Origin of the sequence: Kandleria sp. (assembly GCF_017934775.1) — a bacterium.
GTDB lineage: Bacteria > Bacillota_I > Bacilli_A > Erysipelotrichales > Coprobacillaceae > Kandleria > Kandleria vitulina.
Genome location: NZ_JAGBIX010000097.1, coordinates 46,684 through 71,279, shown reverse-complemented (window position 1 = coordinate 71,279; position 24,596 = coordinate 46,684). Strand labels below are relative to the sequence as shown.

Below are 24,596 nucleotides of genomic sequence, written 5' to 3'. Positions count from 1 at the left end.
TCGTTGTTTACGAGCTTACCTTATGGATGTCTCAAGTTATAATGATTAACTTCTCTTCAGTGATATGATATCACTTCTAGATAAAATAAAAAACTAGAATTATTACTTGAATAACTTCTAGTTCTATAATACGAAAGAGCTGTTTTCACAGCTCTTACTCGTCATCAAAGTCTGTATGCCACTTTGGCAGAAAGACTTTCTTATAATAATCAAGCAGATAAGTATCAGTCATTCCTGATAAGAAATCAGTAACCAGCAGTTCACGTGGAGACTTGAGATAGTCTTCATTCATGTTGGCAAGATACTTCTTGATTCCTACTGCGTTAAGATCTTCATAGAAGATATCGAAGAGTTCTCTTACCATGCGGTAAAGCTTTTCATTCTCTTTAACGAGAATGGGATTATGATGAATCTTTTCTCCAATAAAATCGTAAAGCTTAATGAGGGCCTCATACACTTCTGGAGAGAACTCCAGATAGGGCTTATTGTAGGAATGCACGACAATATCACCGATCAATCTGTTGATGATTGTATCATTGCCATCCCCTATAACTGAAGTGACTTCTTCTGGAAGATCTGAACGCTTGATTAATCCTGCGTTGACCGCATCATCGATATCTTTTCCAATATAGCTGATGACATCGCTGATTCTTACAACGCATCCTTCAAGGGTCATCGGTGCAATGTGAGAAGAAGCATCTTCTTCTACCCAGCAGCGATGATACTCTTCCCAGAACTGTTCAGCAGTCTTGTTTGTATCAGGTTCATAACGGCAGTTGATGATTTCGCCATTATGGCATAGTATGCCATCCAATACTTGTAATGAGACATTATAGCCCCTACCTTTTCTTTCTACGAACAATAGATTTCTAACACTGTTGGCATTATGAGCGAAAAAGCCTACGCCTTTTTCTTTTAAGGCATCATTAAGTGCCTTTTCTCCTACATGACCATAAGGGGCATGACCTAGATCATGTCCTAAAGCGATAGCTTCAATTAAGTCGGTATTGAGATTTAATCCACGACCAATCTGTCTGGCTATACGTGATACCCACTGTACATGTAAAGAACGCTTTGTGATATGCACATTGCTGAAAAAAGATAGAGCCTGTGTCTTATCGACATAACGGCGATAGCTTTTGGAATAAAGAATACGATCAATATCTCGTTCATAAGGCCATCTTATATCAAGATGAGTAATTGGCTTCTTGCTTACTCTCACCTTAATGCATTCAGAATTCTTAGTCGCATAAGGCGATAATCTCTCATCATATTCTTTTGTCTGTCTTAACGCATTGCGAATAACAGCATCTTTTTCCATAGTCATTACCTCCATTCATATATAAATTATACAGTATTATACAGCAATCACTAAATTATACAAGGAAGGTTATCATTTATTCTTTTTGTCATCATATCAATGATTTCATTGTCTGTTTCGCGCATTCCATTTCTTGCTAGTTCACACACTGCCTTGATATTGTTTTCTACCCCTTTAACGACAATACCATCACCATTGTAGAACTGACTATCATGCTTATTCATCTGCATGCCAAGAAGCCCCGCTTCCACTGCCGATGCAATCTTAGCCGCACACGACGCCTTCGCCCCATCACAGATCATTCCCGAATTAATCGCTAAAATATTTACAATCGTATGCGCAATATCACTATAGCTTCCACCATAGAGGAAGCAAATACCTGCACAAAGTGCTGTCTTAAGCCCTTTTCTTCCTTTTGTATGTGGAACTATAACCGACTTAACATTTTTAATGATATTTCTACTTACTACAAGCTTGATCTCATCAGGTCTTTCACCTAGAACCTGACGTAACAAAGCACCTGCATAAGCAACCGCAATAGGTTCTGTACATCCCATTGCTGAAACCAATTCTTCTTTTAATATGTCAAGATATAATACTCTCCTACATTATCAATTTGCCAAATTGTAACATATCATCCAAAAGAAAAGAACCTGATTATTTATCAGGTTCATCAAGAATATATTTTCTGACTTGAGAAAGGAAATAAAGCGATCCCGTGATGAGTACAACAGGATAATCCATTGCTTCATCAACAGCTTTTTTCCAGTTTTCTTCAATCTTGACAGGATAATCTTTTGCAAGATCTTTTGCCAATGCTCTTCGATGATGTTCAAACTGAGTGACAGTGATATCATCACTTAAAGTAAGCAGTCTCTCTAGCATATGCGTTGTATCTTTATCTCTTAAGGCAGTAAAGATAATATGCGCATTTCTATAAGGTTCTGCTGCCTTCACAAAGGCATCCATGCCTTCTCTATTGTGAGCACCATCAATGATGATCAATGGATCATGATGAATAATCTCAAATCTGCCTGGCCACTTGGCATTGTATAATCCTGTTTCTACATCTTCATGATCAAATGGGAAGTGCGCTCTAATAAGTTCTACTACATTGATAGCTAATGCCGCATTTACACTTTGATAGGTAGCCGGTGTATTAAGACAGACATGATAGCCATGATAATTAAAGACCTGCTTAGATGAGCTTTCTACATGTTCAGGATGTGCAATAACATACAAAGGCGCATGATGCGCTTTTGTCACTTCATCAAAGACATCAAGGCATTCCTCTCTTGTTTCACTTGTAACATAAGGAACACCATCTTTTACAATACCAGCCTTATTTCTAGCAATTTCTTCATAAGTAGAGCCAAGATAATCCGTATGATCCAAGCCGATGTTCGTATTGACACATAAAAGCGGACCAATGATATTAGTGGCATCAAGAAGTCCACCTAGTCCTACTTCAAATAAAGCAAGATCCACTTTCTTATAAATAAAGTAAATCACACTAATAAAGACTTCCATCTCATATAATGAAAGTTCAGCATCCACTGCTTCTTTTAAGAAACGATTGCATAATTTCACATAGACTTTTTCATCGATAGCTTGATCATCTACCCTGATGACATCCAATCTATTAACCAAGGCTGGTGTTGTAAAAGTTCCAACCTCATATCCAGCTGTCTTCATGATTTCCTTAACATAGTTGGTTGTGCTGCCCTTTCCGTTAGTACCACCAATATGAACACATTTTAAGACATATTGAATATTGAAATGTTCATGCATAAAATCTTTAAAATGATCTAATGAATAGACACGGCTTTTCTGCTTAGACATAAATTCAGATATTTCATCATAATCCTTAAAATGATAAGGGCAAGGCAATGTCTTAGAGATCACAACCGGCTGTTCTTGTATCACATGGAATCCAAACTGCTTGAAGTAGCTAGCGCCCTGAGCAGTGGTAGACATCGTAAGATGTCTAAAGCCAATGCGGCTAGCGCCTTCAATAAGCAAGGCAAATGTTTCATCCTGCTTCTCTCCAGGCAAGCTGTAGAGTGCAGTAATCGTTTCTAATTGATAAAGTTCAATAAAACCATATAGCTGATTGTCTTCAAAGCAAAGAAGCATCACGTATCCAGGGATATAAAAATGATTGACCATGTCATACTGTTTTAAGATTTTACGGACATGTTCTTCATTTTTCTTTGATAATAACTGTATTTCCATTCTTTCTCCTAAAAAAAGGATGGCATGGCCATCCATTTCATCTTACATTTTTTCAAATCTATCAACATTAACAACAAAGACAGTTGCCCCACCAACAAGGACATCAACCATGATCGGTGTAAAGATATCCCCCATTTCTGTTGGGGTAACAGTTGGTTCTTTTTCAACTCTCTTTTTAGCATTTTCTTTAATGATGGCTAACGCACCTTCAACTTTGGCATCGTCAGTACCAATCAAAAATGTCGTATTTCCTTTTTTAAGGAAACCTCCTGAAGTTGCCATTTTTGTTACAAAATAGCCTCCATCTACTAAAGCTGATTGAACAGCACTACTGTCATCGTTATTCACAATTGCAATAATCAGTTTCATATTCAGCCCTCCTTTTACGACATTCTATCACATCTTTTACCCTTTTGACAAGATATGCATAGATTATAAGAGATTGCATCTTTCTTTACGACCTATTTTTCTTCCTATATAATCAATGTGGTGATTAATATGATACAAGATAAACTTATTAAATGGTATAAAGAAAACAAGCGTGATCTTCCTTTTAGAAATACTGATGATCCCTATAAAATATGGATCAGCGAAATTATGCTGCAACAGACAACCGTTGCAGCCGTCATTCCCTACTATGAACGATTTATCAATCGTTTCCCTACTATTTCTTCTTTATCTAAGGCTGATTTAGAAGAAGTCTATAAGTTATGGGAAGGACTTGGTTATTATCGTCGTGCAAAGCACATTCATGAAACAAGCAAGATTCTGATGGAAAAATACGACGGCGTCTTTCCTAATGAATATGAAGACATTCTCTCCTTAAAAGGCATCGGTCCCTATACCGCAAGTGCCATTTCTTCCTTTGCTTTTCATAAAAGCTACAGTGCTATTGATGGCAATGCTTTGCGTGTACTTTCTCGTGTATTTGAGATCAAGGAAAATATTGCTTTAAATAAGACAGTAAAGATGATTACTGAATTATCTAATAAACTTATCGTTGATCATGATTCTTCTTCATACAATCAAGGTTTAATGGATCTTGCCAATATGATCTGCAAGGTGAAGAATCCACAATGTACAAATTGTCCATTATCAGATGATTGTCTTTCCTATAAGCATCATAGTGAAAAGCTTCTTCCTATTTCTATCAAGAAAGTCAATCATAAGGAGTTGAGTCTTATTACTGGCATCATCACCTATGAAGATCAATATCTTCTCATCAAGAATGATGATGGCCTTCTAGAAAATATGTATGGTCTTGTTCAATATGAAGTAGAAAGTCCCTACAGTTTTATATCTAAGTTTGAAGAGGACTATCATGAAAGATTAGAAGCTGTTTCTTTTATCAAAGACTACCGTCATGTCTTTACTCATCGTACATGGAAAATGCATGTCTATCACTTTGTTTCTTCCAAACCACTTGATCATATGTATACAAAAGAAGAACTTCTTACATTACCTATTCCGACAGCTCATAAGAAGATCATCACATCTATCCTCTGATAGATGTTTTTTCAATATATGAAATTATCCCCTGCTTTATAAGTCATTGATTATACAATAGACGCAGGAGGAATTGGAAAATGAGTTTAAGAAAAGATTTTTTATGGGGTGGCGCTGTTGCTGCTCATCAGATTGAAGGAGGCTGGCAGGAAGGCGGCAAAGGGATCAGCATTGCTGACGTCATGACTGCTGGAGATAATGTGACAGGCGCACCACGTCGTATTACTGATGGTGTCATTGAAGGAGAAAATTACCCTAACCATGAAGCAACTGACTTCTACCACCATTATAAAGAAGACATCAAGCTTCTTGCAGAAATGGGATTCAAAGCTTTTAGAACTTCTATTGCTTGGACAAGAATTTTCCCTAGAGGTGATGAAGACACACCTAATGAAGCTGGTTTAGCATTCTATGATGATTTATTTGATGAATGCCATAAATACGGTATTGAACCAATCGTCACTTTATCGCATTTTGAATTGCCTTGGGCCATTGTTAAAGAATATGATGGTTTCAAAAATAGACAGGTTATTGATTTCTTCGTAAAATTTGCCAAAGTATGTTTTGAAAGATATCAGCATAAAGTAAAATACTGGATGACTTTCAATGAAATAAACAATCAGGCTGATCCTATTCAGCATCATATTCTTCAGGAAGGTGGTATTCTTCTTAAAGAAGATGATAACCCAGAAGAAGTGATGTTTCAGAGTGCACACTATGAATTAGTCGCAAGTGCATTAGCAGTCATTGAAGGTCATAAGATTAATCCTGATCTTCAGATTGGATGTATGATTGCGATGAACCCGATCTACCCATTAACATGTAAACCAGAAGACAACCTTGCCGCTCAGGGCGCAATGCATGGGAAATACTGGTTTGCGGATGTTCACTGCAAAGGTAGATATCCTAAATATGTTTTTAAGAAATGGGAAAGATGCGGTTATAATATCGATGTAACTGAAGAAGATCTTAAGATTCTTAAAGAAGGAACAGTGGACTACATTGGATTCTCTTACTACATGAGCTTTGCGACTGGTGAAAGAGAAGATAACCCATACTATGATTACAGTGAAAAGTATTTCACTAAAAACAAATATCTTAAAGCCAGTGACTGGGGATGGCAGATTGACCCTTCAGGTTTAAGATGGGCATTAAACTGGTTCTCTGATCGTTATGATTTACCAATGATCATCGTAGAAAATGGTTTTGGTGCCTATGATAAGAAAGAAGCTGATGGCAGCGTTGATGATTCTTATCGTATTGACTACCTAAGAAGCCATATTAAAGCTATGATTGATGCAGTCAATGAAGAAGGTGTTGACCTATTTGGTTACACTATGTGGGCTCCAATTGATATTGTGTCTGCTTCTACTGGTGAATTTGATAAACGTTATGGTTTCATTTATGTAGACAAGAACAACAAGGGTGAAGGGACTCTTGAAAGAAGCAAGAAGAAATCATTCTACTGGTATAAAGAAGTTATCGCTACTAACGGTGAAAAATTATAAGAAAAAGACGGCATTCAATATGAATGTCGTCATTTTTTATTCTATTCTGCTTTCTTCTTCATAGCGTCTAATAATACGAGAAACAACTGGATGTCTTACAACATCTAATGCATTAAGGAATACAAAGCGAATCCCTTTGACATCCTGCAATAAGTTGATTGCTCCTTTGAGACCACTTCTTACCCCTTTAGGCAAATCTATCTGCGTGATATCCCCAGTAATGATCATCTTGGAATTAAATCCTAGACGCGTCAAGAACATTTTCATCTGGTTATCAGTTGTATTTTGTGCTTCATCTAGAATGACATACGCATCTTCTAGCGTACGGCCTCTCATATAGGCCAATGGCGCAATTTCAATGACACCTTTTTCTATAAGTCTCTCTGTCTGTTCAGCTCCTAGCATATCGTATAAGGCATCATAGAGAGGTCTTAAATAAGGATCAATCTTTTCCTTAAGATCACCTGGCAAGAAGCCAAGACTTTCCCCTGCTTCAACAGCAGGACGTGTAAGAATGATCTTCTTAACCAAATTGTTCTTAAGTGCCTGAACCGCAAAAACAACAGCCATGTAAGTTTTCCCTGTTCCTGCAGGTCCAATCGCAAAGACTACATCGTGATCTTTCAAGGCATAAAAATAATCTCTCTGACCGATGGTCTTAGGCGTAATTAATTTTCCAGTCGCAGTGCGGGCAATGCGAATAGAATAAAGACGATCCATCTCTTCTAAGGATGCTGTCTTACCCAAAGAAATAGTATACATGACATCCTTGGTGCTCACACGAACACTCTTTTTAGCGAGTGTCAATAATCTTCCAATCACGCTCTGCAGTTTTTCATTTTCTTCTGATAGATGAATTTCATTACCTCTAATGGTAATATCTACATGAAATTCATCTTCCAATAAGGCAATGTTTTCTTCATTAGGACCACAGAATGATTGTATTTCTTCTATCGTATAATCTTGTAATGTAATAATCTTTCCCATAAGCTCTCCTTATCCTTTATTTTACTAAAAAACAATATGAAAAAAAAGAGTCCTAAGACTCTTTTCCAAAAGATTATCTTCTTCTTCTTTTCTGATTTTTTCTAGCAGCTTCTGATTTCATTTTTCTCTTTAAACCAGGCTTTACATAGAATTCTCTTTTACGAGCTTCAGCAAGGGTTCCTGTTCTAGAGACCTGTCTTTTGAAACGACGTAATGCATCATCTAAAGATTCATTTTCTCTAACCACTGTCTTTGCCATTGAACTTTCCCCCCTTTTCTTATAACATACAAAAGTATTATACTCATTCACTTCAAGTAATGCAATGGTTTTTTGACATTTTTTTATTCAAATTTAATCAATTTGTTTTGTGAAAAAATCAACTAATCTTCTTTGATTAAAGTCATCCCTGCACTTGCACCAATACGAGAAGCTCCAGCTTCAATCATCGCTAACATTTCTTCTCTTGTATGGATACCGCCACTTGCTTTAACAAGGGCCTTTTCACCTACTGTTTTCTTCATTAAAGCCACATCGCTGACAACTGCTCCACCTGTTGAAAAACCAGTGGAAGTCTTAACAAAATCAGCCCCTGCCTTAACAGATAATTCACAGGCTCTTACTTTTTCTTCATCAGTCAATAAGCAAGTTTCAATGATGACTTTTACTAATGCACCAGTGCTAGCTTCTACAACAGCCTTGATATCATTGTAGACTGTTTCATCATCATGATCTTTCAATGCGCCAACATTGATAACCATATCTACTTCATTAGCACCTTCTTCAATCGCATGCTTTGCTTCAAAAGCTTTAGAAGCAGTACTTGTAGCACCTAGTGGAAAACCGATGACTGTACATACTTTTACATCAGTTCCCTTTAATGCTTCACTACAAAATGGTACCCAGTATGGATTAACACATACTGATGCAAAATCATTGGCTTTTGCTTCTTCGCAAAGCTTGGTAATCATTTCTTTTGTAGCATCCTGTTTTAAGTTAGTATGATCGATAAATTTACTATAGTTCATAGTCGTCTCCTTTATAAATTTCTTCGATTGCCTTCTTGGCAATATATTTATCTCCAGGGTATGGAATATTACCCACTGAAGTCTTCATAAACTGTTCATGTCCTTTTCCTAAGATCAAGATAAGATCCTGCTTGCCAGCAAGCTCAATAGCCTGTCTAATCGCAATTCTACGATCCGTAATGATAAGGGAAGTACATTCAATCATATCCAGCATATCATCACATAGATCAAGCACTTCATCTTCACTAGAATCTTCCTGTGTCAAGATGACCTGATCACAATAGAGATTCACTAGTTTCGCAAGCTTACGTTTCTTCTCGATATCTCTTTTAAAGGAAATACCAAATACCGCAATAATACGTCCAGGCTTTTTCGTTACACTCTTAGCAAACTTAAACACTTCACTGTAGGCACTGATATATTGACAATAGTCAACGATGATATTGAAGTTATGACCGGTCTTAATAAGTTCCATACGTCCATCTACATTGCCAATATACTTAAGTCCATCGACAATCTGTTCCGTTGTCATTTCAAGCGCCATCAATGTAGCTAAAACAGCTAATGTATTAGAAACATTAAAGACCCCTAGCACTGGTACACTGACATGAAAGACTTCATCACGAATAAACAGATCAAATTCTGTATGATCAAGGAAAACCTTGATCTTCTTGGCCATAATATCTGCCCGATGTTCTATACCATAATATATCTTATGGGCTTTGACATGTCCATTTTTTTCTAGATAATGATTAAATCTCACTTCATCCGCATTCAAGATACAATAGCCCTTCTCATCAAGAAGCTCAAAGAGCTTCGTCTTGGCTTTCATGACATTTTCAAGCGTACCATGGAAATCAAGATGTTCATCATGTACATTGGTAAAGACCGCAATATCAAAATTAATGCTGTCAACTCTCTTTAAAGCCAAGCCATGAGAAGAGACTTCGATTGTTGCCCCTTTCACCGAACTCTTGACCATTTCATTTAATGTACGATGCATAAAGATCGACTCCGGTGTTGTATAAGATGACTGAATGACAGAACTGCCATACTGTGCATCATTGGTACCAATATAGCCCATCTTCAAATACTGACTTAACACATCTCTAATGGTGAGCGCGACAACCGTCTTGCCGCTTGTTCCTGTCACCCCGATGATTGTCATCTTGTAAGAAGGATAATCATAAAAAATATTAACAACACGGTTAAGTTCATCAAGAACATCCTTTACTTCAATATAAAGAACACCTGGATACTTTTTCTTTAAGGGTGCAGAATGCACAATGGCTTTCGCCCCCTGGAAGACAGCGTCATCCGCGTAGCGATGACCGTCCGTCGTTAAGCCTTCAATACAGAAAAAGACCGAATCTTTCCCGACATAGCGCGAGTCGCTATGTAAAGATAGTACCTTAAAATCTTCTTCTACATCAAAAAGCTCATTAATCTTTTTCATGATATTCTCCTATCAAGTCTTCCCCATCCTGAGCAACAACCTTGATATTATAGATTGTCCCCAATTCTACACGAGGATCTTTAACTTTAACCATGAGATAGTTTGAAGCATGACCAACCTTGTAGCCATCCTTTTCTTCTTCAAACAATACATTCAGCGTCTTGCCAATCTGCCAAGATGCGAAATCTTCTTTTAATTCATGTGAAAGCTCCATAAGTCTTCTAACACGATCCTTCTTCACATCACCTGGAACCTGATCTCTAAATTTCGCTGCAGGTGTTCCTTTTCTTTGTGAATAAGGGAAAACATGAAGCTGATTGAAGTGGTTCTTCTTGATCCACTGGTAAGTGGACATGAAATCTTCTTCTGTTTCACCAGGGAATCCCACAATGACATCAGTAGTAATTGATAATGTTGGAAGAGCCTTTTTCAAGGCATTGAGCTTCTCTTCAAATTCTGCTGTAGTATAAGTACGATTCATGCGTTTTAATGTCTTATCACAGCCTGACTGAATCGGGATATGAAGGTGATCGACGATAATATCTGATTGACCGATAAGATCAATAATTTCAGGTGTCACCTGTCCCATTTCAATTGAAGAAATACGTAATCTCTTTAATCCCTTGACCTTCTCTACAAGATCCTTTAATAGCTGATAGAACGAATAATCCTTAAGATCAGTTCCATATCCAGCTGTATGGATTCCTGTCAGTACGATTTCTAAGAAGCCATTATCGACAAGCTGCTGTGCCTGAGTGATGACATCCTGCGGATTGCATGAACGGATGCCCCCTCTTGCATAAGGGATAATGCAGTAAGTACAGAATTTATTGCAGCCATCCTGTATTTTCATAAAGGCACGGGTTCTGTTTTCATAAGAGTAGATCTTTAGTTTCTCAAAATCATGAAGCTGCATGACATCTTCAATATCTACAATCTGCTTTTTATCCTGAAGATACTTTTCTACATGATCTACAATCTTATTTCTATGTTGTGTACCAATGATGACATCAACACCATCAATCTTAGCGATATCTTCACTAGAAACCTGGGCATAGCACCCCACTACAGCAATTACTGCATCAGGGTTGGTACGTTTTGCTTTTCTAATCATCTGTCGTGACTTTGAATCACTTGTATTAGTGACTGTACATGTATTGATAACATAGACATCAGCCTTTTCATCAAAGTCTACATGCGTATAACCCGCATTCTTGAACAGTTCAAGCATCCCTTCCGTTTCATAAGTATTCACTTTACATCCTAATGTATGAAAAGCAACAGTTGGCATATATCATTCTCCTATTTCACAATTTTCATTAACTTCTTATAGATTTTATCATCGATAAAACCTTCTTTATGCATAACCATCAGCGCGTCTTTGTCACGCTGTTCTAAAAAACATTTTGTAAGTAGACGCAAGATATCCAAAGGAATATCTTCTTCATTATCTTTAGGCTTAATAGTAATGCTTAATATCATCTGGAAAGTATCTTTCTTATAAAAATACAAAGTTCCAAAATCTTTTGAATAAAAGACCAAACCTAATTCATCTTCAAAAACAAGTTTCAACGATGAAAACTTAGTACGATAGACACCCTTTCCATATAAGGCAAAAGGTGTATCCTTTGTCACATGGGCTTCATCGATATGTTCACGATGCTGCTTTAATTCAACCATCTGATAATCCAGGGTATACCAGTTATTGATCAACGGTTCATAGCAGGCGAGATAAATATCATTGCCATCGACATCAAGACAATGTGGACGAGTCGCAATCTGTGGCTTTAGATCTTGAGAAAACAATCTTCTTCTTTCATTATAATCAAGATACTGATACATATCATCTTCTGTTCTAAACATATCAAAAGCATCATCAATAATCTGCTTTGTACATAATGACTGCACCACAATCTCATAGTCAAATAGATCCTGTTCACATTTTATTTTAATAGGACAATTGACTCTTTCCAATAAATGACGATGCTTCTCCACATATTGATAAAGATCAGTCTGCTTGATAGCTGGCCTTTTTACATATTTATTAATCTTCCCTACGACCTTCACAATTTAGCTCCCTTTCATAACCAATTACACTCAGCATATAAAGTGGTGCTGTCTCACTACGAAGAATTCTTTTTCCAAGTCCGCACGCTTCAAAGCCCATCTTTTTCATTTCTTCTACTTCTTCTTCATCAAAGCCACCTTCAGGTCCTACAACGATGGTAATAGAAGATGTAAGACGATTCATCGCCTGCTTAAAAGTTGACTGTTCCCCTTCTTTGGCGGATTCTTCATAAGCAACAAGATTCACTTCTGATAAATAATCAGAAAGCTGATTCATCTTAATGCATCCTGTAAGTTCAGGTACAATCAAACGATAAGACTGCTCAGCAGCTTCCTGAATAATACGCTGATAACGTACAGCTTTCTTTTCCCATTTCTTTTCATCAACTTTAATTAAAGAACGACGAGATAAAAAAGGTACAATACGCGTTACCCCTAGCTCTGTCGCTTTCTGAATGACCTTTTCAAATTTATCACCTTTAGGTAACCCATAGACAAGTGTGACATCTACATCAAGTTCATGGTTATCATCCAGTGTTTCTACAATCTTAAGCAATCCTTCTGTGATATCAATAATCTCACAAAGATAGACATGCTTATGTGGATCAATGCAGATGACACGATCCCCTTCTTTTTGCCTCATAACTTTAGCGATATGCTTATGCATCACCGCATCCGCTTTAATGAGTTCATTATTGATTGATTCATCTGAAATAAAATATCTCTGCATAGCCATTCCTCCGACGTTCATAATAACACTTTTTTAATACTATGAAAAGAAAAATGGATTGACTTTATAAAGCAAAAGCACGTAGTTAATCTACGTGCTTAGTTAAGATAAAACCATTCTGATAATCTATCATAACATGATCATTTGGTTGAACAGTGCCTTTAATCATTTCTCTAGCAAGCAATGTTTCAATATGGGACTGAATATAACGCTTAATTGGTCTTGCCCCAAATGTTGCATCAAAGGCATCCAACTTAATCTGTGCTTTCGCATTTTCAGTTAAATCAAGAGTAATCTTCTTTTCATCAAGACGTGCTTGAAGCTGTTTGATGAACTTATCGATAATCTTGTAGACAATAGATTCATCAAGAGAATTAAACATGATTGTCTCATCAATACGATTCAAGAACTCTGGCTTAAAGTGAGTCTTTAATAAGTTATCAACTGCAGCTCTTGTTTCACTTGTATTTCCTTGTAGAAGATACTCAGAACCAAGGTTGGATGTCATGATAATGATTGTATTCTTAAATGAAACCACATTACCCTTAGAATCAGTTAATCGTCCATCATCCAATAGCTGTAATAGAATGTTGAAGACTTCAGGATGAGCCTTTTCAATTTCATCAAGAAGAACAATGCTGTAAGGCGCACGTCTAACTGCTTCTGTTAACTGTCCACCTTCTTCATATCCAACATATCCTGGTGGCGCACCTAATAAACGTGACACGCTGTATTTCTCCATGTACTCACTCATATCAATACGAATGATATTCTTCTCTGAATCAAAGAGCTGTTCAGCCAACGCTTTTGCAATTTCAGTCTTACCTACACCAGTAGGACCAAGGAATAGGAATGAACCAATTGGTCTTGCTTCATCATTGATACCAGCTCTGCTTCTTAAGATTGCATCAGTAACCTTAGAGATTGCTTCATCCTGTCCAATGACACGCTGTCTTAAGACATCTTCAAGATGAAGAAGCTTTTCTTTTTCAGAAGCCATCAATTTAGAAACAGGAATATTTGTCCATCTTGCAATAACTTCTGAGACAGTATCTACTGTTACTTTTTCTTGTAGTAAAGCATCATCATTTTCTTTTTTCTGTAAAGAGGCAATTTCCTTTTCAATAGCAGGAAGCTTTTCATATTTAATACGTGAAGCTTCTTCTAGATAACCTTGTGTCTCTGCCTGAGACATCTCTGTTTCAAGTCTTTGTTTTTGACTCTTTAACTCTTTAATACGATCAAGACCTGATTTCTCTACTTTCCATTTATCAGTCAAGCCTTTGATCTTTTCATCAAGAGACGCTATCTTCTCTTTAATTTCAGCTAAACGATGTCTTGTATCATCATTCTGATCTTCTTTTTCAATAGAAATACGTTCCATTTCTAGACGATTCTTATCTCTTGTAATGGAATCAAGTTCTTCTGGTAAAGAATCAATATCCATTCGAATAGAAGCACATGCTTCATCAATTAAATCAATCGCCTTATCTGGAAGATAACGATCAGTGATATAACGATCACTTAGATGAGCAGCCGCAATAATCGCATTATCGGTAATTTGTACCCCATGATGAGATTCAAATGGTTCCTTTAAACCACGCAATATTGCGATAGTATCATCTAAATCAGGTTCATGAACCATGACATTCTGGAAACGACGTTCCAAGGCTGCATCTTTTTCAATATACTGACGATATTCATCCAATGTTGTGGCACCAATACAATGTAGTTCACCACGAGCAAGCATTGGCTTTAACAAGTTAGCCGCATCCATTGCCCCATCTGTTTTACCAGCTCCGACAAGCTGATGAATTTCATCAATAAAGAGGATAATATTTCCTTCTGCCTTCTTAATTTCCTTAAGAACAGCTTTTAAACGTTCCTCAAATTCACCACGGTACTTTGCACCAGCTACAAGTGAACCTAAATCAAGTTCAAACAATGTTTTTCCTGCTAATGTTTCAGGAACATCATTCTTGAAGATACGCCATGCCAAACCTTCTACAATGGCAGTCTTACCAACCCCAGGTTCACCAATAAGAATTGGGTTGTTCTTTGTTTTACGAGAAAGAATCTGAATAACACGTCTGATTTCTTCATCTCGACCAATAACTGGATCAAGCTTACCTTCTCTTACATCCTTGATAAGATCTCTACCATATTTCTCTAATACTTCATAGTTATTTTCCGGATTAGGTGAATCTACCTTCTGTCCACCTCTCATTTCCTTGATGACCTTTTCAACTTCTTTTTCATTTAAACCAAACTTCTGAATCAATGATTTAATATCAGTTGAATTTGTATGGAAAAGTGCCAGAATGATATGTTCAATACTTAAATATTCATCACCATAAGATGACATGATCTTATTTGCTTCTCCAAAAAGATTATTAAGATCATAGCTCATACGCAGATCATTTTCACTAACGTGATTAACAGAAGGCTTCATATTAATACGATTATTAAGTTCGTCCATAACCTGATCTACAGGTTTATTAAGCTTCGTCAATACACGATAGAAAATACCCGAACTATCCTGCAATGCACTATATAAAACATGCGGTACATCGATGACCTGCTGAGAAAGATTCATCGCCATGTTAGCAGCATTGCTGATGGCAGTTCTTACTGCTTCTGTCATTTTTTCATTCATATCTATCACTCCTTTTAGCACTCTATATCTCTTTGTGCTAAATACAGTATAACATTATTTTTAGCACTGTCAATATAGAAGTGCTAAAAATAAGAGTGAAAAAAATACAGATGTTCCATCTGCATTTTTAGAGTTCTTTGATAATACGTTTTACCGGTAGACCAATGACAGTATCAATGTCCCCTTCGATATGATCCACAAACTTTGATGCTTCTCCTTGAATCGCATAAGCACCTGCTTTGCCTTTCCATTCATCATGGGAAAGATAGTCATCAATTTCATCTTGAATATCTTTAAAATACACCGCTGTTTCATCAATAAAGGAAATAATCATATCTTCCTTAAAGATTGTAACTGAAGTAAAGACAATCTGCTTATCATTTGATAATGATAATAAGATTCTTCTCGCTTCCTCTTTATCACTTGCTTTACCGATAATCTCATCATTATGAAAGACTGTCGTATCCGCACTGATCACGATGTCTTTAGGATATTTCTTATGAATAGGTTCACCTTTATCATAAGATAATTTCATCAGTCTGCTTTTTAGTGGCAGACTCTCATCTAGAACCTCATCTATGCAAGAGGCATCGACCATAAAGTCGATGCCTTCTCTTTTTAAAAGTTCTTTTCTTCTAGGAGAGCTGCTCGCAAGAATAATCTTACTCATCAGCTGCTTCTTCTTTCTTTTCTTCTTTTTTAACTGGACGAGGCATTAAGGCTTTCTTTGAAACATTGACACCCTTGTCAGTGATCTTTGTAACCTTAACTTTTACAATGTCACCTAACTTGATAACATCAGATACTTTTTCAGTACGATCCCATGCAACATCTTTTACATGTAAGAAACCGTTTGTTCCTGGGAATAATTCAATGAAGGCATATTTGTCTTCTACTCTGACTGCCTTACCATCATAGATTTCACCAACATTAGCTTTTCTAGTGATATCTTCAATCATCTTGACAGCCTTATCGATAGCTTCCTGGCTATAATGATAGATTGTTACTAAACCTTCATCATCGATATCAATCTTGACATCATCACATTTTTCAATGATATCATTGATTGTTTCTCCACCTTTACCGATAACATCTTTGATCTGGTCAACTTCAATACGCATAGTTGCATATTTTGGAGCATATGGAGATAAATGATCTCTTGGTGCAGGAATAGCTTCCAAGATAACATCCATGATTTCAGCTCTTGCCTTCTTAGCCTGAGCTAATGCTTCTTCTAAGATTTCTTTAGTGATACCATCGATCTTGATATCCATCTGTAAAGCACAGATACCTTTTGATGTACCAGCAACCTTAAAGTCCATATCACCTAAATGATCTTCCATACCCTGGATATCAGTTAAGATTGTATAGTTGTCACCCTTAGTGACAAGTCCCATAGCGATACCAGCAACTGGGCTCTTGATTGGTACACCAGCAGCCATCAATGCCATAGTAGAGGCACAGATTGAAGCCTGAGATGATGAACCATTAGATTCCAATACTTCTGCAACCGCTCTGATTGTATATGGGAATTCTTCTTCAGAAGGCATAACCTGACGTAATGCTCTTTCTCCTAAGTAACCATGACCGATTTCACGACGTCCTGGTGCCCCCATTCTTCCTGTTTCACCTACTGAATAAGGTGGGAAGTTGTAATGATGCATCCATCTTTTTTCTGTTTCATTTCCAAGACCATCGATCTTCTGGATTTCACTTAATGCACCTAATGTCACAACTGACATAACCTGTGTTTCACCACGAGTAAACAATGCGGAACCATGTACTCTTGGCAATAAATCAACCTGTGCATTTAAAGGTCTGATTTCATCAAGCTTACGACCATCTGGTCTAACTTTATCTTCAGTAATTAAACGTCTTACTTCTTCTTTTTCAAGATCATCTAAGACCATCTTTACCTGCTTGATTGTACTATCATGTTCTGCGATATCCGCATATTCTTTTTCTTCATAAGAAGCAACAACTTCTTCTTTTAATGCATCAATTGCGCCATATCTTTCAAGCTTACCTGGAATAGAGATAGCTGCTTTCATACGATCATTGGCAATTTCTGTTACATCATGAACAATTGTTTCATCCAATGTGAATAGAGGAATTTCCATCTTTTCTTTACCGCATGCTGCAACGATTTCTTCTTCAAAAGCAATTAATTTCTTAATTTCTTCATGACCAAATAAAATCGCATTTAACATTGTTTCTTCAGAAACTTCCTTAGAATCTGCTTCTACCATGTTAATCGCAAATTTTGTACCAGCAACTTCAAGGTTCAATTCGCTCTTTTCCATTAATTCAGGACCAGCATTGATTGTGTATTCACCATCAATTAAGCCCACATTAACACCAGCGATTGGACCATTAAAAGGAATATCAGACACTGATAATGCAATAGATGCACCAAGCATAGCTGCCATTTCTGGGCTCGCATTAGGATCTACTGACATAACAGTATTGACAACCTGTACTTCATTTCTAAACCCATCAGCGAACAATGGTCTGATTGGTCTATCAATCATACGTGCTGTTAATGTACCATGTTCACTTGGTCTACCTTCTCTTTTTAAGAATCCGCCAGGAATTTTTCCGACAGAATACATTTTTTCTTCATAAGTTACAGTTAATGGGAAAAAGTCTACATCTTTAGGTGTATTACCTGCACAAGCTGTAGAAAGGACTACTGTATCATCGTATCTGACAAGACAGCTTCCATTAGCCTGTTTTGCTAATTCACCTACTTCAACAGTAAGCGTTTTTCCATGAAATTCTGTACTAAATACTTGTTTCGCCATTTTCTCACCTCTACTATCCTCACCCCATGGTGATGGATTTCCACAAAATTAATTTACATTTATTAGAAAAATAGGAACATTGGATCTCCAATGTTCCTATTTTAATAATTATCTTCTTAAACCTAACTTGTCAACTAATGTTGTATATCTATCAAGGTCTTCACCTTTAAGATATTTTAACATATCTCTTCTACGTCCGATTTTCTTTAATAAACCACGGTTACCGTGTTTATCCTTTGGATGCTGTTTGAAGTGACCGTTTAATTTATTGATATCTGCAGTCAATAAAGCGATCTGTACTTCTGCTGAACCAGTATCTCCTTCTTTTCTTCCGTATTCTTTGATAATTGCAGTTCTTTCTTCTTTAGTTAACATGAATATGTCCTCCTTAATAATTATTACTTAGCTATTTCCAAGAACCGCGCTTGGAGGTGCGTGAATCCTAGCAATAGCCGCACTTGTAATTATATAGAATATTTCGTTATTGTCAATGTTTTTTTAATTTGTTCTTCATCCTTTTTAAGCTGAAGCTTGAGTTCTTCAATATTAGAAAAAGTCTTTTCATCTCTTATAAATTTTATAAATTCAACCTTAATTGTTTTACCATAAAGATCTTCATCTAAATCAAAGATATGCACTTCCAATAGATCATTAGAAAGTTCATTGAAAGTAGGATTGATTCCCACATTGCCCATTCCGTAATAAACGCGATCATTGAGTTTAACTCTTACGCCATAGACACCTCTTCTTATTACATAATAACTATCAAAATCAACATTGGCCGTAGGATAGCCTATCGTTCTTCCTCTCTTCTTGCCATGTACTACTTCTCCCCTGATTGAAAACGGTCTTGTCAAAAGACGATTCGCTTCTTCGACATTCCCACTTGTAAGCAGTTCTTTAATAAGCGTAGAAGATACTTTTCTCTTCTCATCATACATGATCGGTGCAATAACTGAGACTTCAAAATGCTGGTGGGATAATGATGAAACATCTCCCTTGTTCTTATGTCCAAAATGAAAATCAAATCCTACGACAAGATGATCCACATGTTTAAGATACTGATCAATAAAAGCCTGTGGTGAAAGCTTCGCTACATCCATTGTAAAGCGAATCACAAACAATGTATCAATCCCCATATCTGCTAATAGTTCAATACGATCATTAGAGGAAATCAATGACTGACATTTTTCATTCTTTAATAATGATAAAGGATGACGATCAAAAGTCATGATTGCACTTTTTAAGTGTTTCTCATCCGCAATCTTTTTCACTTCATCAACTAAAGCAAGATGACCTTGATGCAAGCCATCAAAAAAACCTAATGCCAGTGCATAATGTTCATCAGTAAGATACTCTTTATCAAGATATATGACATTCATTAAAAAAGACCTCTCATGCTTTTAAGATTTCCTTTTCCATCTGGACCATAGATTGCTAAAAGGGCACCGCTTTTTGAATAGACGGCAACCTGATGATCAATATCGCTCTTAATCTTTTTTCCAGTTGTGACAATACTATCATCTTCTACGACTATCTTATCAAAAGAAGAGAATGCCTCTTCTAATGAGATGATCTTGTATTCTCCCTGTTCTAACTCTGACAGCGTGATACAATCATCAATTCTAAAAGCACCTGATTGTGTACGGATCAGCTTTTTCATATGTCCAGGATAACCCAATGCTTTAGCAAGATCGACACAAAGAGAACGAATATAAGTTCCTTTTGAACATTTGACACGGAAGGTAATTTCATGTCCTTCTTCTTTAAGAAGTTCAATTTCCTTGATGTCTATATCACGCGGTTCAACTTCAATCTTCTTGCCTTCTCTTGCATATTCATAAAGCTTCTTCCCATTGACCTTAATAGCAGAATACATTGGTGGGACCTGCTTTTGTTTACCGATAAAAGAAGAAAGTACTTCTTCTAGATGATGATATCCTGTAAACTCTTTTTCACTAGTGACATCACCGCTTGCATCATAAGTTGTAGTTGAAGTTCCTAAACTCATTGTCGCAATATATTCCTTCTCATCAGCAGTTAAAAACTGCAAGGCTTTTGTAGCTTTATTGATACAAAGAACCAGTACACCTGTTGCATCTGGATCCAATGTACCCGCATGACCGACTTTTTTTGTATGCATGATTTTTCTTACCCGATTAACAACATCGTGGCTTGTCATGCCTGCTTCTTTATTAATAAGTAGAATTCCATTTTCCATTTTTTATCACCGGTGTCATTCTATCATAATCTTTCATTAAACAAAAGAAAGAAACCCTAAGGTTTCTTACTTGTGATTAATAACGAAATATTTTTTCTTTCCTCTACGGATAACTGTTGCTTTTTCGCCATAAGCGTTAGCTTTCGCTACTACAAATTTTTCATCAGTGACTTTTTCTCCATTGACCATCACTGATCCACCTTTTACAAACTGACGTGCTTCTCTGTTTGATGAAGCAGCTCCCACTTTTACTAAGGCATTTAAGATCATTAAGTCTTCATCTACTTCTACTGTTGGTACACCATTGAAGCATTCTTTTACCTGATCATAAGTTAAATCTTTAATTTGTCCGCTAAATAGCATCTGTGAAATAGCAACGGCTTCTTCATAGGCTTCTTCTCCATGAAGGAAAGTGATAACTTCTTTAGCAAGTGCTTTATGCGCTTCTCTTTTATGTGGTTCTTTCTTATGACTTTCTTCTAATGCTTCAATTTCTTCTTTTGATAAGAATGTTAAGAATTTAAGGTAATCAATAACCTTTTCATCTTCACTGTTAATAAAGAACTGATACATTTCATATGGTGAAGTCTTTTCACGATCAAGCCAGATTGCTTTTCCTTCAGACTTACCGAATTTAGTACCATCACTCTTAGTCAATAATGGCATAGTGAATCCTAATAATTCACTACCATCTTTCTTTCTTGCAAGTTCAATACCAGCAGTGATATTACCCCACTGATCCTGTCCTGCAACCTGCATATCTACGCCTCTTTCTTTATGTAATACGTAGAAGTCCATAGCCTGTAAGATCATATATGAGAATTCTGCATATGTGATTCCTTCATCTAGACGTCTTTTGATGATATCTTTATTTAACATGTAGCTGACATTGAAATATTTACCATAATCTCTTAAGAAATCAATGAAGTTCATATCTTTGTACCAGTCATAGTTGTTAACAACTTCGAAGCCAAAGATATCTTCAGCCTGTTTTTTTAGACAGTTGAAGTTATGTTCTACCTGTTCATAAGTGATCATTGGTCTTTCAGCAGTTGGCTTAGGATCACCAATTAATCCAGTTCCTCCTCCAACAAGAAGAATAGGATGATGTCCTGCATCCTTAAGTCTCTTACTAATCAAGAATGATGAGAAATGACCAATATGAAGACTATCTCCAGTTGGATCAGTTCCAATATAGAATGTTAATCCGCCATTGTTTAATTTGTCTTTAAGTTCTGGAGAAGAAACATCCTTGATTAAGCCTCTCCACACTAACTCTTCATAAATACCCATGTTGTTCCTCCTGTATATAAATAAAAAGAGAATTCCTCCTAAAGGACGAATTCTCGCGGTACCACCTTTATTTGTACATCTGTACACTCTCTTAGTTGATAACGAAGTCTCTCTCCGTCTAAGCTTTGCACTTAGCTGCTCCAAAGTGTATTCATCATATCTCCTGGCTTATTTGCACCACCCATAAGCTCTCTTGTTCATTCAATATGACTACTTGTCTTTTTCATCGCTTGCATTTATCTTATAGCACAAAAAAGCTGTTGTCAAATAGATTTATTGATATTTATACCAATCTCCCGTGTGATATAGATTGGTCTTCGCATCTACCTGTTCACTTGTCACCTTTGAAAAAACAATCATCTGTGAAGAATATAATCCCGAATATCCTGAATAGATATAACAGATGATACAAGCTAACGCAAAGAAGATAATGCCTGTACCACTAAATACTTCTACCGATAAGAAAAGTGGTGATAGGAAGGAATTGGTTGCCGCCCCAAAGACACCGATCATTCCAATGGCTGCCCCAAACTGTGGTGGAATCTGTAATAATGTAGAGGCAAAACATCCAAATGTTGCGCCGATAAAGAAAGTAGGAACAACTTCTCCACCTTTATATCCCGCTTCAAGTGTGATGGCTGTAAATAAGATTTTCCAGATGAATGCAACAGGGGAAGCTTCTCCTTTAAGAAGCGCCTTGCTGATGACATCCATTCCTGCCCCATTATAGTCTCTTGTATTTAACAATAAAGAAAGCAAGACAATGATACATCCACCTACCAGTGCTCTGACATAAGCATTCTTTAGATATTTTCTCATTAAATAATTAAAGAAAGATAAGCTCTTAACAAATAATACTGAAACTATTGCACAAAGCATCGCCAAGATCGCAATCTTAATGATCATGATGGAATCAAGTGAAGGAACTCCCACATTGAATCTCACTGGTGCTACACCACAATGATAAGAGATTGAAGAAGAGACAAGAGAAGCAATCAAGGCAGGAAAGATTGTTAAATAAGGAATCTCTCCGACATTGATAACCATAGTCCCAAAAGCTGTCGCTGCCACCGGTGTACCAAACAGTGCTGCAAAGAACGAAGACATACCTACACGTGTAATCATGCCCACCTTTCTTTTCTCCAGCTTAAAACATTTTCCAATAGTATTGCCAATATCTCCACCAATCTGTAAAGCAGCTCCCTCTCGTCCAGCCGATCCGCCAAACAGATGGGTAATGATTGTACTCACGAAAATAGCAGGAATTAGCAAGACAGGAAGGAAGTTTCCTTCTCTTGCGGCCGCAATAATATCATTCGTACCTCTTCCCGCTACATCTAAACGATGATAGATCCAGACAATCACCGGCCCTGCCAAAGGCAGGAAATAAAGAATAAACCCGTGATTCATACGATATGATGTCGCATAATTGATACCTAATGCAAAAGCTGTACCAACAATACCACATATACATCCTACAAACAGTCCAATCAAAATCCATTCAGCACCTGATTTTATGTACCAGATGATTCTTTTTATTAAATTACATATTTCTTCATACATAACATTTCCTCTTTTCCAGGACATATATTATCACTAATAAAACAAAAAAAGAAGACAAAGAAATTTGGATAATCTTCCAAACTACGGGAAATATACTTTCTGTTACTTTCAGTGGGACTCTGAAATTGTTTTTCAGTCACGTTCTTTTTTAACCTGCGGGAAAAGTATGTATCATACCGATCCTCAAGAAAGAAATAGTGATAACTCTCTCCAACGAAAGTTTGATTCATCACTCGTCCTACGACAATACGACGGACAAATTCATATTTATTGAGGAATTCAGAAAAGAATACAGACCTGCAGAGATCATTGAGCAGCTCCGCAAAGAAAAGAGTGAATTCAGATAGCACATCCATTTATACATACGTGGAGAGAAGTTGCTACTAAGGTGAAGAACGAACCATGTTGGAGCTCGTAAGAGTCAAGTAGAGAATGGATAAACGAGAAAAGGACTGATATCATCACCGATATCAGTCCAAACCGATAATTTTGATTTTATCTTTCCACTTCCGTGGAAAAGGCATACCCCATCATTCAGAATACAGCGTCATTTGGAACTGTGCCAAAATTTGTCTTTCACTTTATTTATTAATTATTTTTTGAATAATTGTAATTAACCCATAAACAGCTAAAGTAAGAATAATAAACAATACAAGAAAATTCATCTTTATTCCTCCTTCACTTAAACCAATATTTTGAAAATTTTAGTATTTTATTTATTTTCAGTTATTTTTTTAATAATTGTAATTAATCCATAAATAGCTAAAGCAAGAACAATCAATAATATAATAGTAAAAAGCATCTATTTCCCCCTTTACTCAAATGCAGCATGCGTTTTTGTTGTAATGTTATATTCACCTGATTTTGTTTTGAAATCCAATTTTCCCCATGTTTTTAGATAACAAGCATAAACATATGAATATTTATTCGTTTTATCAAAAGTAAAATTTCCTTTTATTTTACTACTAATCGATCCGTTATACACAATACCAAGTGATGGCGTACTACCATTTGAACCAAGTAAACCATAAGCAGTGTGATATGTTTTCCATCTTGCCCACTTCAAATTTGATTTTCCTGAATATACAGTTATCTTTACATTTGTTTTATATGTAGCTCCAGTGAGTTTAGCATATGTTTAAAAAGTACCTTTATACCCGATTTTTACTCCACCCTTATTTTTTGTATTACCAATATTATATTGCTTCCAAGGCACTGTATAC

Annotated in this window: 22 protein-coding genes and 1 other annotated feature; of the genes, 2 read left to right on the top strand and 20 right to left on the bottom strand. The window is 36.5% G+C overall.

The window, feature by feature from the left end:
- Positions 1-154 precede the first annotated feature (154 nt).
- From J6L95_RS10725 to J6L95_RS10710, 4 genes are all read right to left on the bottom strand, one after another.
- On the bottom strand, positions 155-1,321 hold the full coding sequence (locus J6L95_RS10725) for a deoxyguanosinetriphosphate triphosphohydrolase family protein (RefSeq protein WP_029070329.1): 1,167 nt from the start codon (positions 1,319-1,321) through the stop codon (positions 155-157).
- A gap of 50 nt (positions 1,322-1,371) precedes the next feature.
- Positions 1,372-1,878: an L-serine ammonia-lyase, iron-sulfur-dependent, subunit alpha gene (locus tag J6L95_RS10720; protein WP_287459126.1), complete on the bottom strand. Its 507-nt coding sequence runs from the start codon at positions 1,876-1,878 to the stop codon at positions 1,372-1,374.
- 100 nt (positions 1,879-1,978) lie between these two features.
- Positions 1,979-3,556 (bottom strand): bifunctional folylpolyglutamate synthase/dihydrofolate synthase, encoded by a 1,578-nt coding sequence (locus J6L95_RS10715; protein WP_287459125.1) that lies wholly within the window; start codon positions 3,554-3,556, stop codon positions 1,979-1,981.
- A gap of 42 nt (positions 3,557-3,598) precedes the next feature.
- The gene (locus J6L95_RS10710; protein ID WP_029072247.1) at positions 3,599-3,925 is read right to left on the bottom strand and encodes a cyclic-di-AMP receptor; all 327 of its coding nucleotides are present in this window, start codon (positions 3,923-3,925) and stop codon (positions 3,599-3,601) included.
- 129 nt (positions 3,926-4,054) lie between these two features.
- Here J6L95_RS10710 and mutY point away from each other — a divergent pair, with 129 nt between their 5' ends.
- Positions 4,055-5,062: an A/G-specific adenine glycosylase gene (gene mutY, locus J6L95_RS10705; protein WP_287459124.1), complete on the top strand. Its 1,008-nt coding sequence runs from the start codon at positions 4,055-4,057 to the stop codon at positions 5,060-5,062.
- Between the two features lie 80 nt (positions 5,063-5,142).
- Positions 5,143-6,570: a 6-phospho-beta-glucosidase gene (locus tag J6L95_RS10700; RefSeq protein WP_287459123.1), complete on the top strand. Its 1,428-nt coding sequence runs from the start codon at positions 5,143-5,145 to the stop codon at positions 6,568-6,570.
- 36 nt (positions 6,571-6,606) lie between these two features.
- Here J6L95_RS10700 and J6L95_RS10695 read toward each other — a convergent pair whose 3' ends face one another.
- From J6L95_RS10695 to J6L95_RS10620, 16 genes are all read right to left on the bottom strand, one after another.
- Positions 6,607-7,557 (bottom strand): PhoH family protein, encoded by a 951-nt coding sequence (locus J6L95_RS10695; protein WP_029070323.1) that lies wholly within the window; start codon positions 7,555-7,557, stop codon positions 6,607-6,609.
- A gap of 73 nt (positions 7,558-7,630) precedes the next feature.
- Positions 7,631-7,816, bottom strand: coding sequence for a 30S ribosomal protein S21 (gene rpsU, locus J6L95_RS10690; protein ID WP_029070322.1), 186 nt, complete (start codon positions 7,814-7,816; stop codon positions 7,631-7,633).
- Between the two features lie 122 nt (positions 7,817-7,938).
- Complete coding sequence (gene deoC, locus J6L95_RS10685) at positions 7,939-8,583, bottom strand: deoxyribose-phosphate aldolase (protein ID WP_287459122.1); 645 nt, start codon at positions 8,581-8,583, stop codon at positions 7,939-7,941.
- Positions 8,573-10,039 (bottom strand): UDP-N-acetylmuramoyl-L-alanyl-D-glutamate--2,6-diaminopimelate ligase, encoded by a 1,467-nt coding sequence (locus tag J6L95_RS10680; RefSeq protein WP_287459121.1) that lies wholly within the window; start codon positions 10,037-10,039, stop codon positions 8,573-8,575. Before J6L95_RS10680 ends, deoC begins: the two co-directional genes overlap by 11 nt.
- Complete coding sequence (gene mtaB / locus J6L95_RS10675) at positions 10,026-11,330, bottom strand: tRNA (N(6)-L-threonylcarbamoyladenosine(37)-C(2))-methylthiotransferase MtaB (RefSeq protein WP_287459120.1); 1,305 nt, start codon at positions 11,328-11,330, stop codon at positions 10,026-10,028. Before mtaB ends, J6L95_RS10680 begins: the two co-directional genes overlap by 14 nt.
- A gap of 11 nt (positions 11,331-11,341) precedes the next feature.
- Entirely contained in the window at positions 11,342-12,106 is a 765-nt protein-coding gene (locus J6L95_RS10670) for a hypothetical protein (protein ID WP_287459119.1), read from the bottom strand.
- Positions 12,084-12,836, bottom strand: a complete 753-nt coding sequence (locus tag J6L95_RS10665; RefSeq protein WP_029070317.1) for an RsmE family RNA methyltransferase — start codon at positions 12,834-12,836, stop codon at positions 12,084-12,086. The genes J6L95_RS10670 and J6L95_RS10665 overlap by 23 nt, the downstream gene beginning before the upstream one ends.
- Positions 12,837-12,921: 85 nt before the next feature.
- Positions 12,922-15,492: an ATP-dependent Clp protease ATP-binding subunit gene (locus J6L95_RS10660; RefSeq protein WP_074685201.1), complete on the bottom strand. Its 2,571-nt coding sequence runs from the start codon at positions 15,490-15,492 to the stop codon at positions 12,922-12,924.
- A 127-nt stretch (positions 15,493-15,619) separates the two neighbouring features.
- Positions 15,620-16,162 (bottom strand): Maf family protein, encoded by a 543-nt coding sequence (locus J6L95_RS10655; RefSeq protein ID WP_287459118.1) that lies wholly within the window; start codon positions 16,160-16,162, stop codon positions 15,620-15,622.
- On the bottom strand, positions 16,155-18,296 hold the full coding sequence (gene pnp / locus J6L95_RS10650) for a polyribonucleotide nucleotidyltransferase (protein ID WP_029070314.1): 2,142 nt from the start codon (positions 18,294-18,296) through the stop codon (positions 16,155-16,157). Before pnp ends, J6L95_RS10655 begins: the two co-directional genes overlap by 8 nt.
- 108 nt (positions 18,297-18,404) lie before the next feature.
- Positions 18,405-18,671 carry a 30S ribosomal protein S15 gene (gene rpsO / locus J6L95_RS10645; RefSeq protein WP_029070313.1) on the bottom strand — a complete coding sequence of 89 codons (267 nt, stop codon included), beginning with the start codon at positions 18,669-18,671 and terminating at the stop codon, positions 18,405-18,407.
- Between the two features lie 89 nt (positions 18,672-18,760).
- The gene (gene ribF, locus J6L95_RS10640) at positions 18,761-19,678 is read right to left on the bottom strand and encodes a riboflavin biosynthesis protein RibF (RefSeq protein WP_287459117.1); all 918 of its coding nucleotides are present in this window, start codon (positions 19,676-19,678) and stop codon (positions 18,761-18,763) included.
- Positions 19,678-20,517 (bottom strand): tRNA pseudouridine(55) synthase TruB, encoded by an 840-nt coding sequence (truB, locus tag J6L95_RS10635; RefSeq protein WP_031588708.1) that lies wholly within the window; start codon positions 20,515-20,517, stop codon positions 19,678-19,680. Before truB ends, ribF begins: the two co-directional genes overlap by 1 nt.
- Positions 20,518-20,583: 66 nt before the next feature.
- Positions 20,584-21,810, bottom strand: coding sequence for a tyrosine--tRNA ligase (tyrS, locus tag J6L95_RS10630; RefSeq protein ID WP_029070310.1), 1,227 nt, complete (start codon positions 21,808-21,810; stop codon positions 20,584-20,586).
- A 38-nt stretch (positions 21,811-21,848) separates the two neighbouring features.
- Positions 21,849-22,046, bottom strand: a binding site (T-box leader).
- Between the two features lie 37 nt (positions 22,047-22,083).
- Positions 22,084-23,373 (bottom strand): chloride channel protein, encoded by a 1,290-nt coding sequence (locus J6L95_RS10625; RefSeq protein WP_287459116.1) that lies wholly within the window; start codon positions 23,371-23,373, stop codon positions 22,084-22,086.
- A gap of 814 nt (positions 23,374-24,187) precedes the next feature.
- Positions 24,188-24,439 carry a hypothetical protein gene (locus J6L95_RS10620; protein WP_287459115.1) on the bottom strand — a complete coding sequence of 84 codons (252 nt, stop codon included), beginning with the start codon at positions 24,437-24,439 and terminating at the stop codon, positions 24,188-24,190.
- Positions 24,440-24,596: the final 157 nt, after the last annotated feature.

Coding starts and splice junctions, on each gene's coding strand:
- deoC (WP_287459122.1), bottom strand. CDS start 8,583: ATGAACTATAGTAAATTTATCGATCATACTAACTTAAAACAGGATGCT.
- J6L95_RS10700 (WP_287459123.1), top strand. CDS start 5,143: ATGAGTTTAAGAAAAGATTTTTTATGGGGTGGCGCTGTTGCTGCTCAT.
- J6L95_RS10720 (WP_287459126.1), bottom strand. CDS start 1,878: ATGGGATGTACAGAACCTATTGCGGTTGCTTATGCAGGTGCTTTGTTA.
- J6L95_RS10625 (WP_287459116.1), bottom strand. CDS start 23,373: ATGTATGAAGAAATATGTAATTTAATAAAAAGAATCATCTGGTACATA.
- J6L95_RS10680 (WP_287459121.1), bottom strand. CDS start 10,039: ATGAAAAAGATTAATGAGCTTTTTGATGTAGAAGAAGATTTTAAGGTA.
- J6L95_RS10665 (WP_029070317.1), bottom strand. CDS start 12,836: ATGCAGAGATATTTTATTTCAGATGAATCAATCAATAATGAACTCATT.
- tyrS (WP_029070310.1), bottom strand. CDS start 21,810: ATGGGTATTTATGAAGAGTTAGTGTGGAGAGGCTTAATCAAGGATGTT.
- mtaB (WP_287459120.1), bottom strand. CDS start 11,330: ATGCCAACTGTTGCTTTTCATACATTAGGATGTAAAGTGAATACTTAT.
- ribF (WP_287459117.1), bottom strand. CDS start 19,678: ATGAATGTCATATATCTTGATAAAGAGTATCTTACTGATGAACATTAT.
- J6L95_RS10715 (WP_287459125.1), bottom strand. CDS start 3,556: ATGGAAATACAGTTATTATCAAAGAAAAATGAAGAACATGTCCGTAAA.
- pnp (WP_029070314.1), bottom strand. CDS start 18,296: ATGGCGAAACAAGTATTTAGTACAGAATTTCATGGAAAAACGCTTACT.
- J6L95_RS10710 (WP_029072247.1), bottom strand. CDS start 3,925: ATGAAACTGATTATTGCAATTGTGAATAACGATGACAGTAGTGCTGTT.
- mutY (WP_287459124.1), top strand. CDS start 4,055: ATGATACAAGATAAACTTATTAAATGGTATAAAGAAAACAAGCGTGAT.
- rpsU (WP_029070322.1), bottom strand. CDS start 7,816: ATGGCAAAGACAGTGGTTAGAGAAAATGAATCTTTAGATGATGCATTA.
- rpsO (WP_029070313.1), bottom strand. CDS start 18,671: ATGTTAACTAAAGAAGAAAGAACTGCAATTATCAAAGAATACGGAAGA.
- J6L95_RS10660 (WP_074685201.1), bottom strand. CDS start 15,492: ATGAATGAAAAAATGACAGAAGCAGTAAGAACTGCCATCAGCAATGCT.
- J6L95_RS10725 (WP_029070329.1), bottom strand. CDS start 1,321: ATGGAAAAAGATGCTGTTATTCGCAATGCGTTAAGACAGACAAAAGAA.
- J6L95_RS10655 (WP_287459118.1), bottom strand. CDS start 16,162: ATGAGTAAGATTATTCTTGCGAGCAGCTCTCCTAGAAGAAAAGAACTT.
- J6L95_RS10695 (WP_029070323.1), bottom strand. CDS start 7,557: ATGGGAAAGATTATTACATTACAAGATTATACGATAGAAGAAATACAA.
- truB (WP_031588708.1), bottom strand. CDS start 20,517: ATGGAAAATGGAATTCTACTTATTAATAAAGAAGCAGGCATGACAAGC.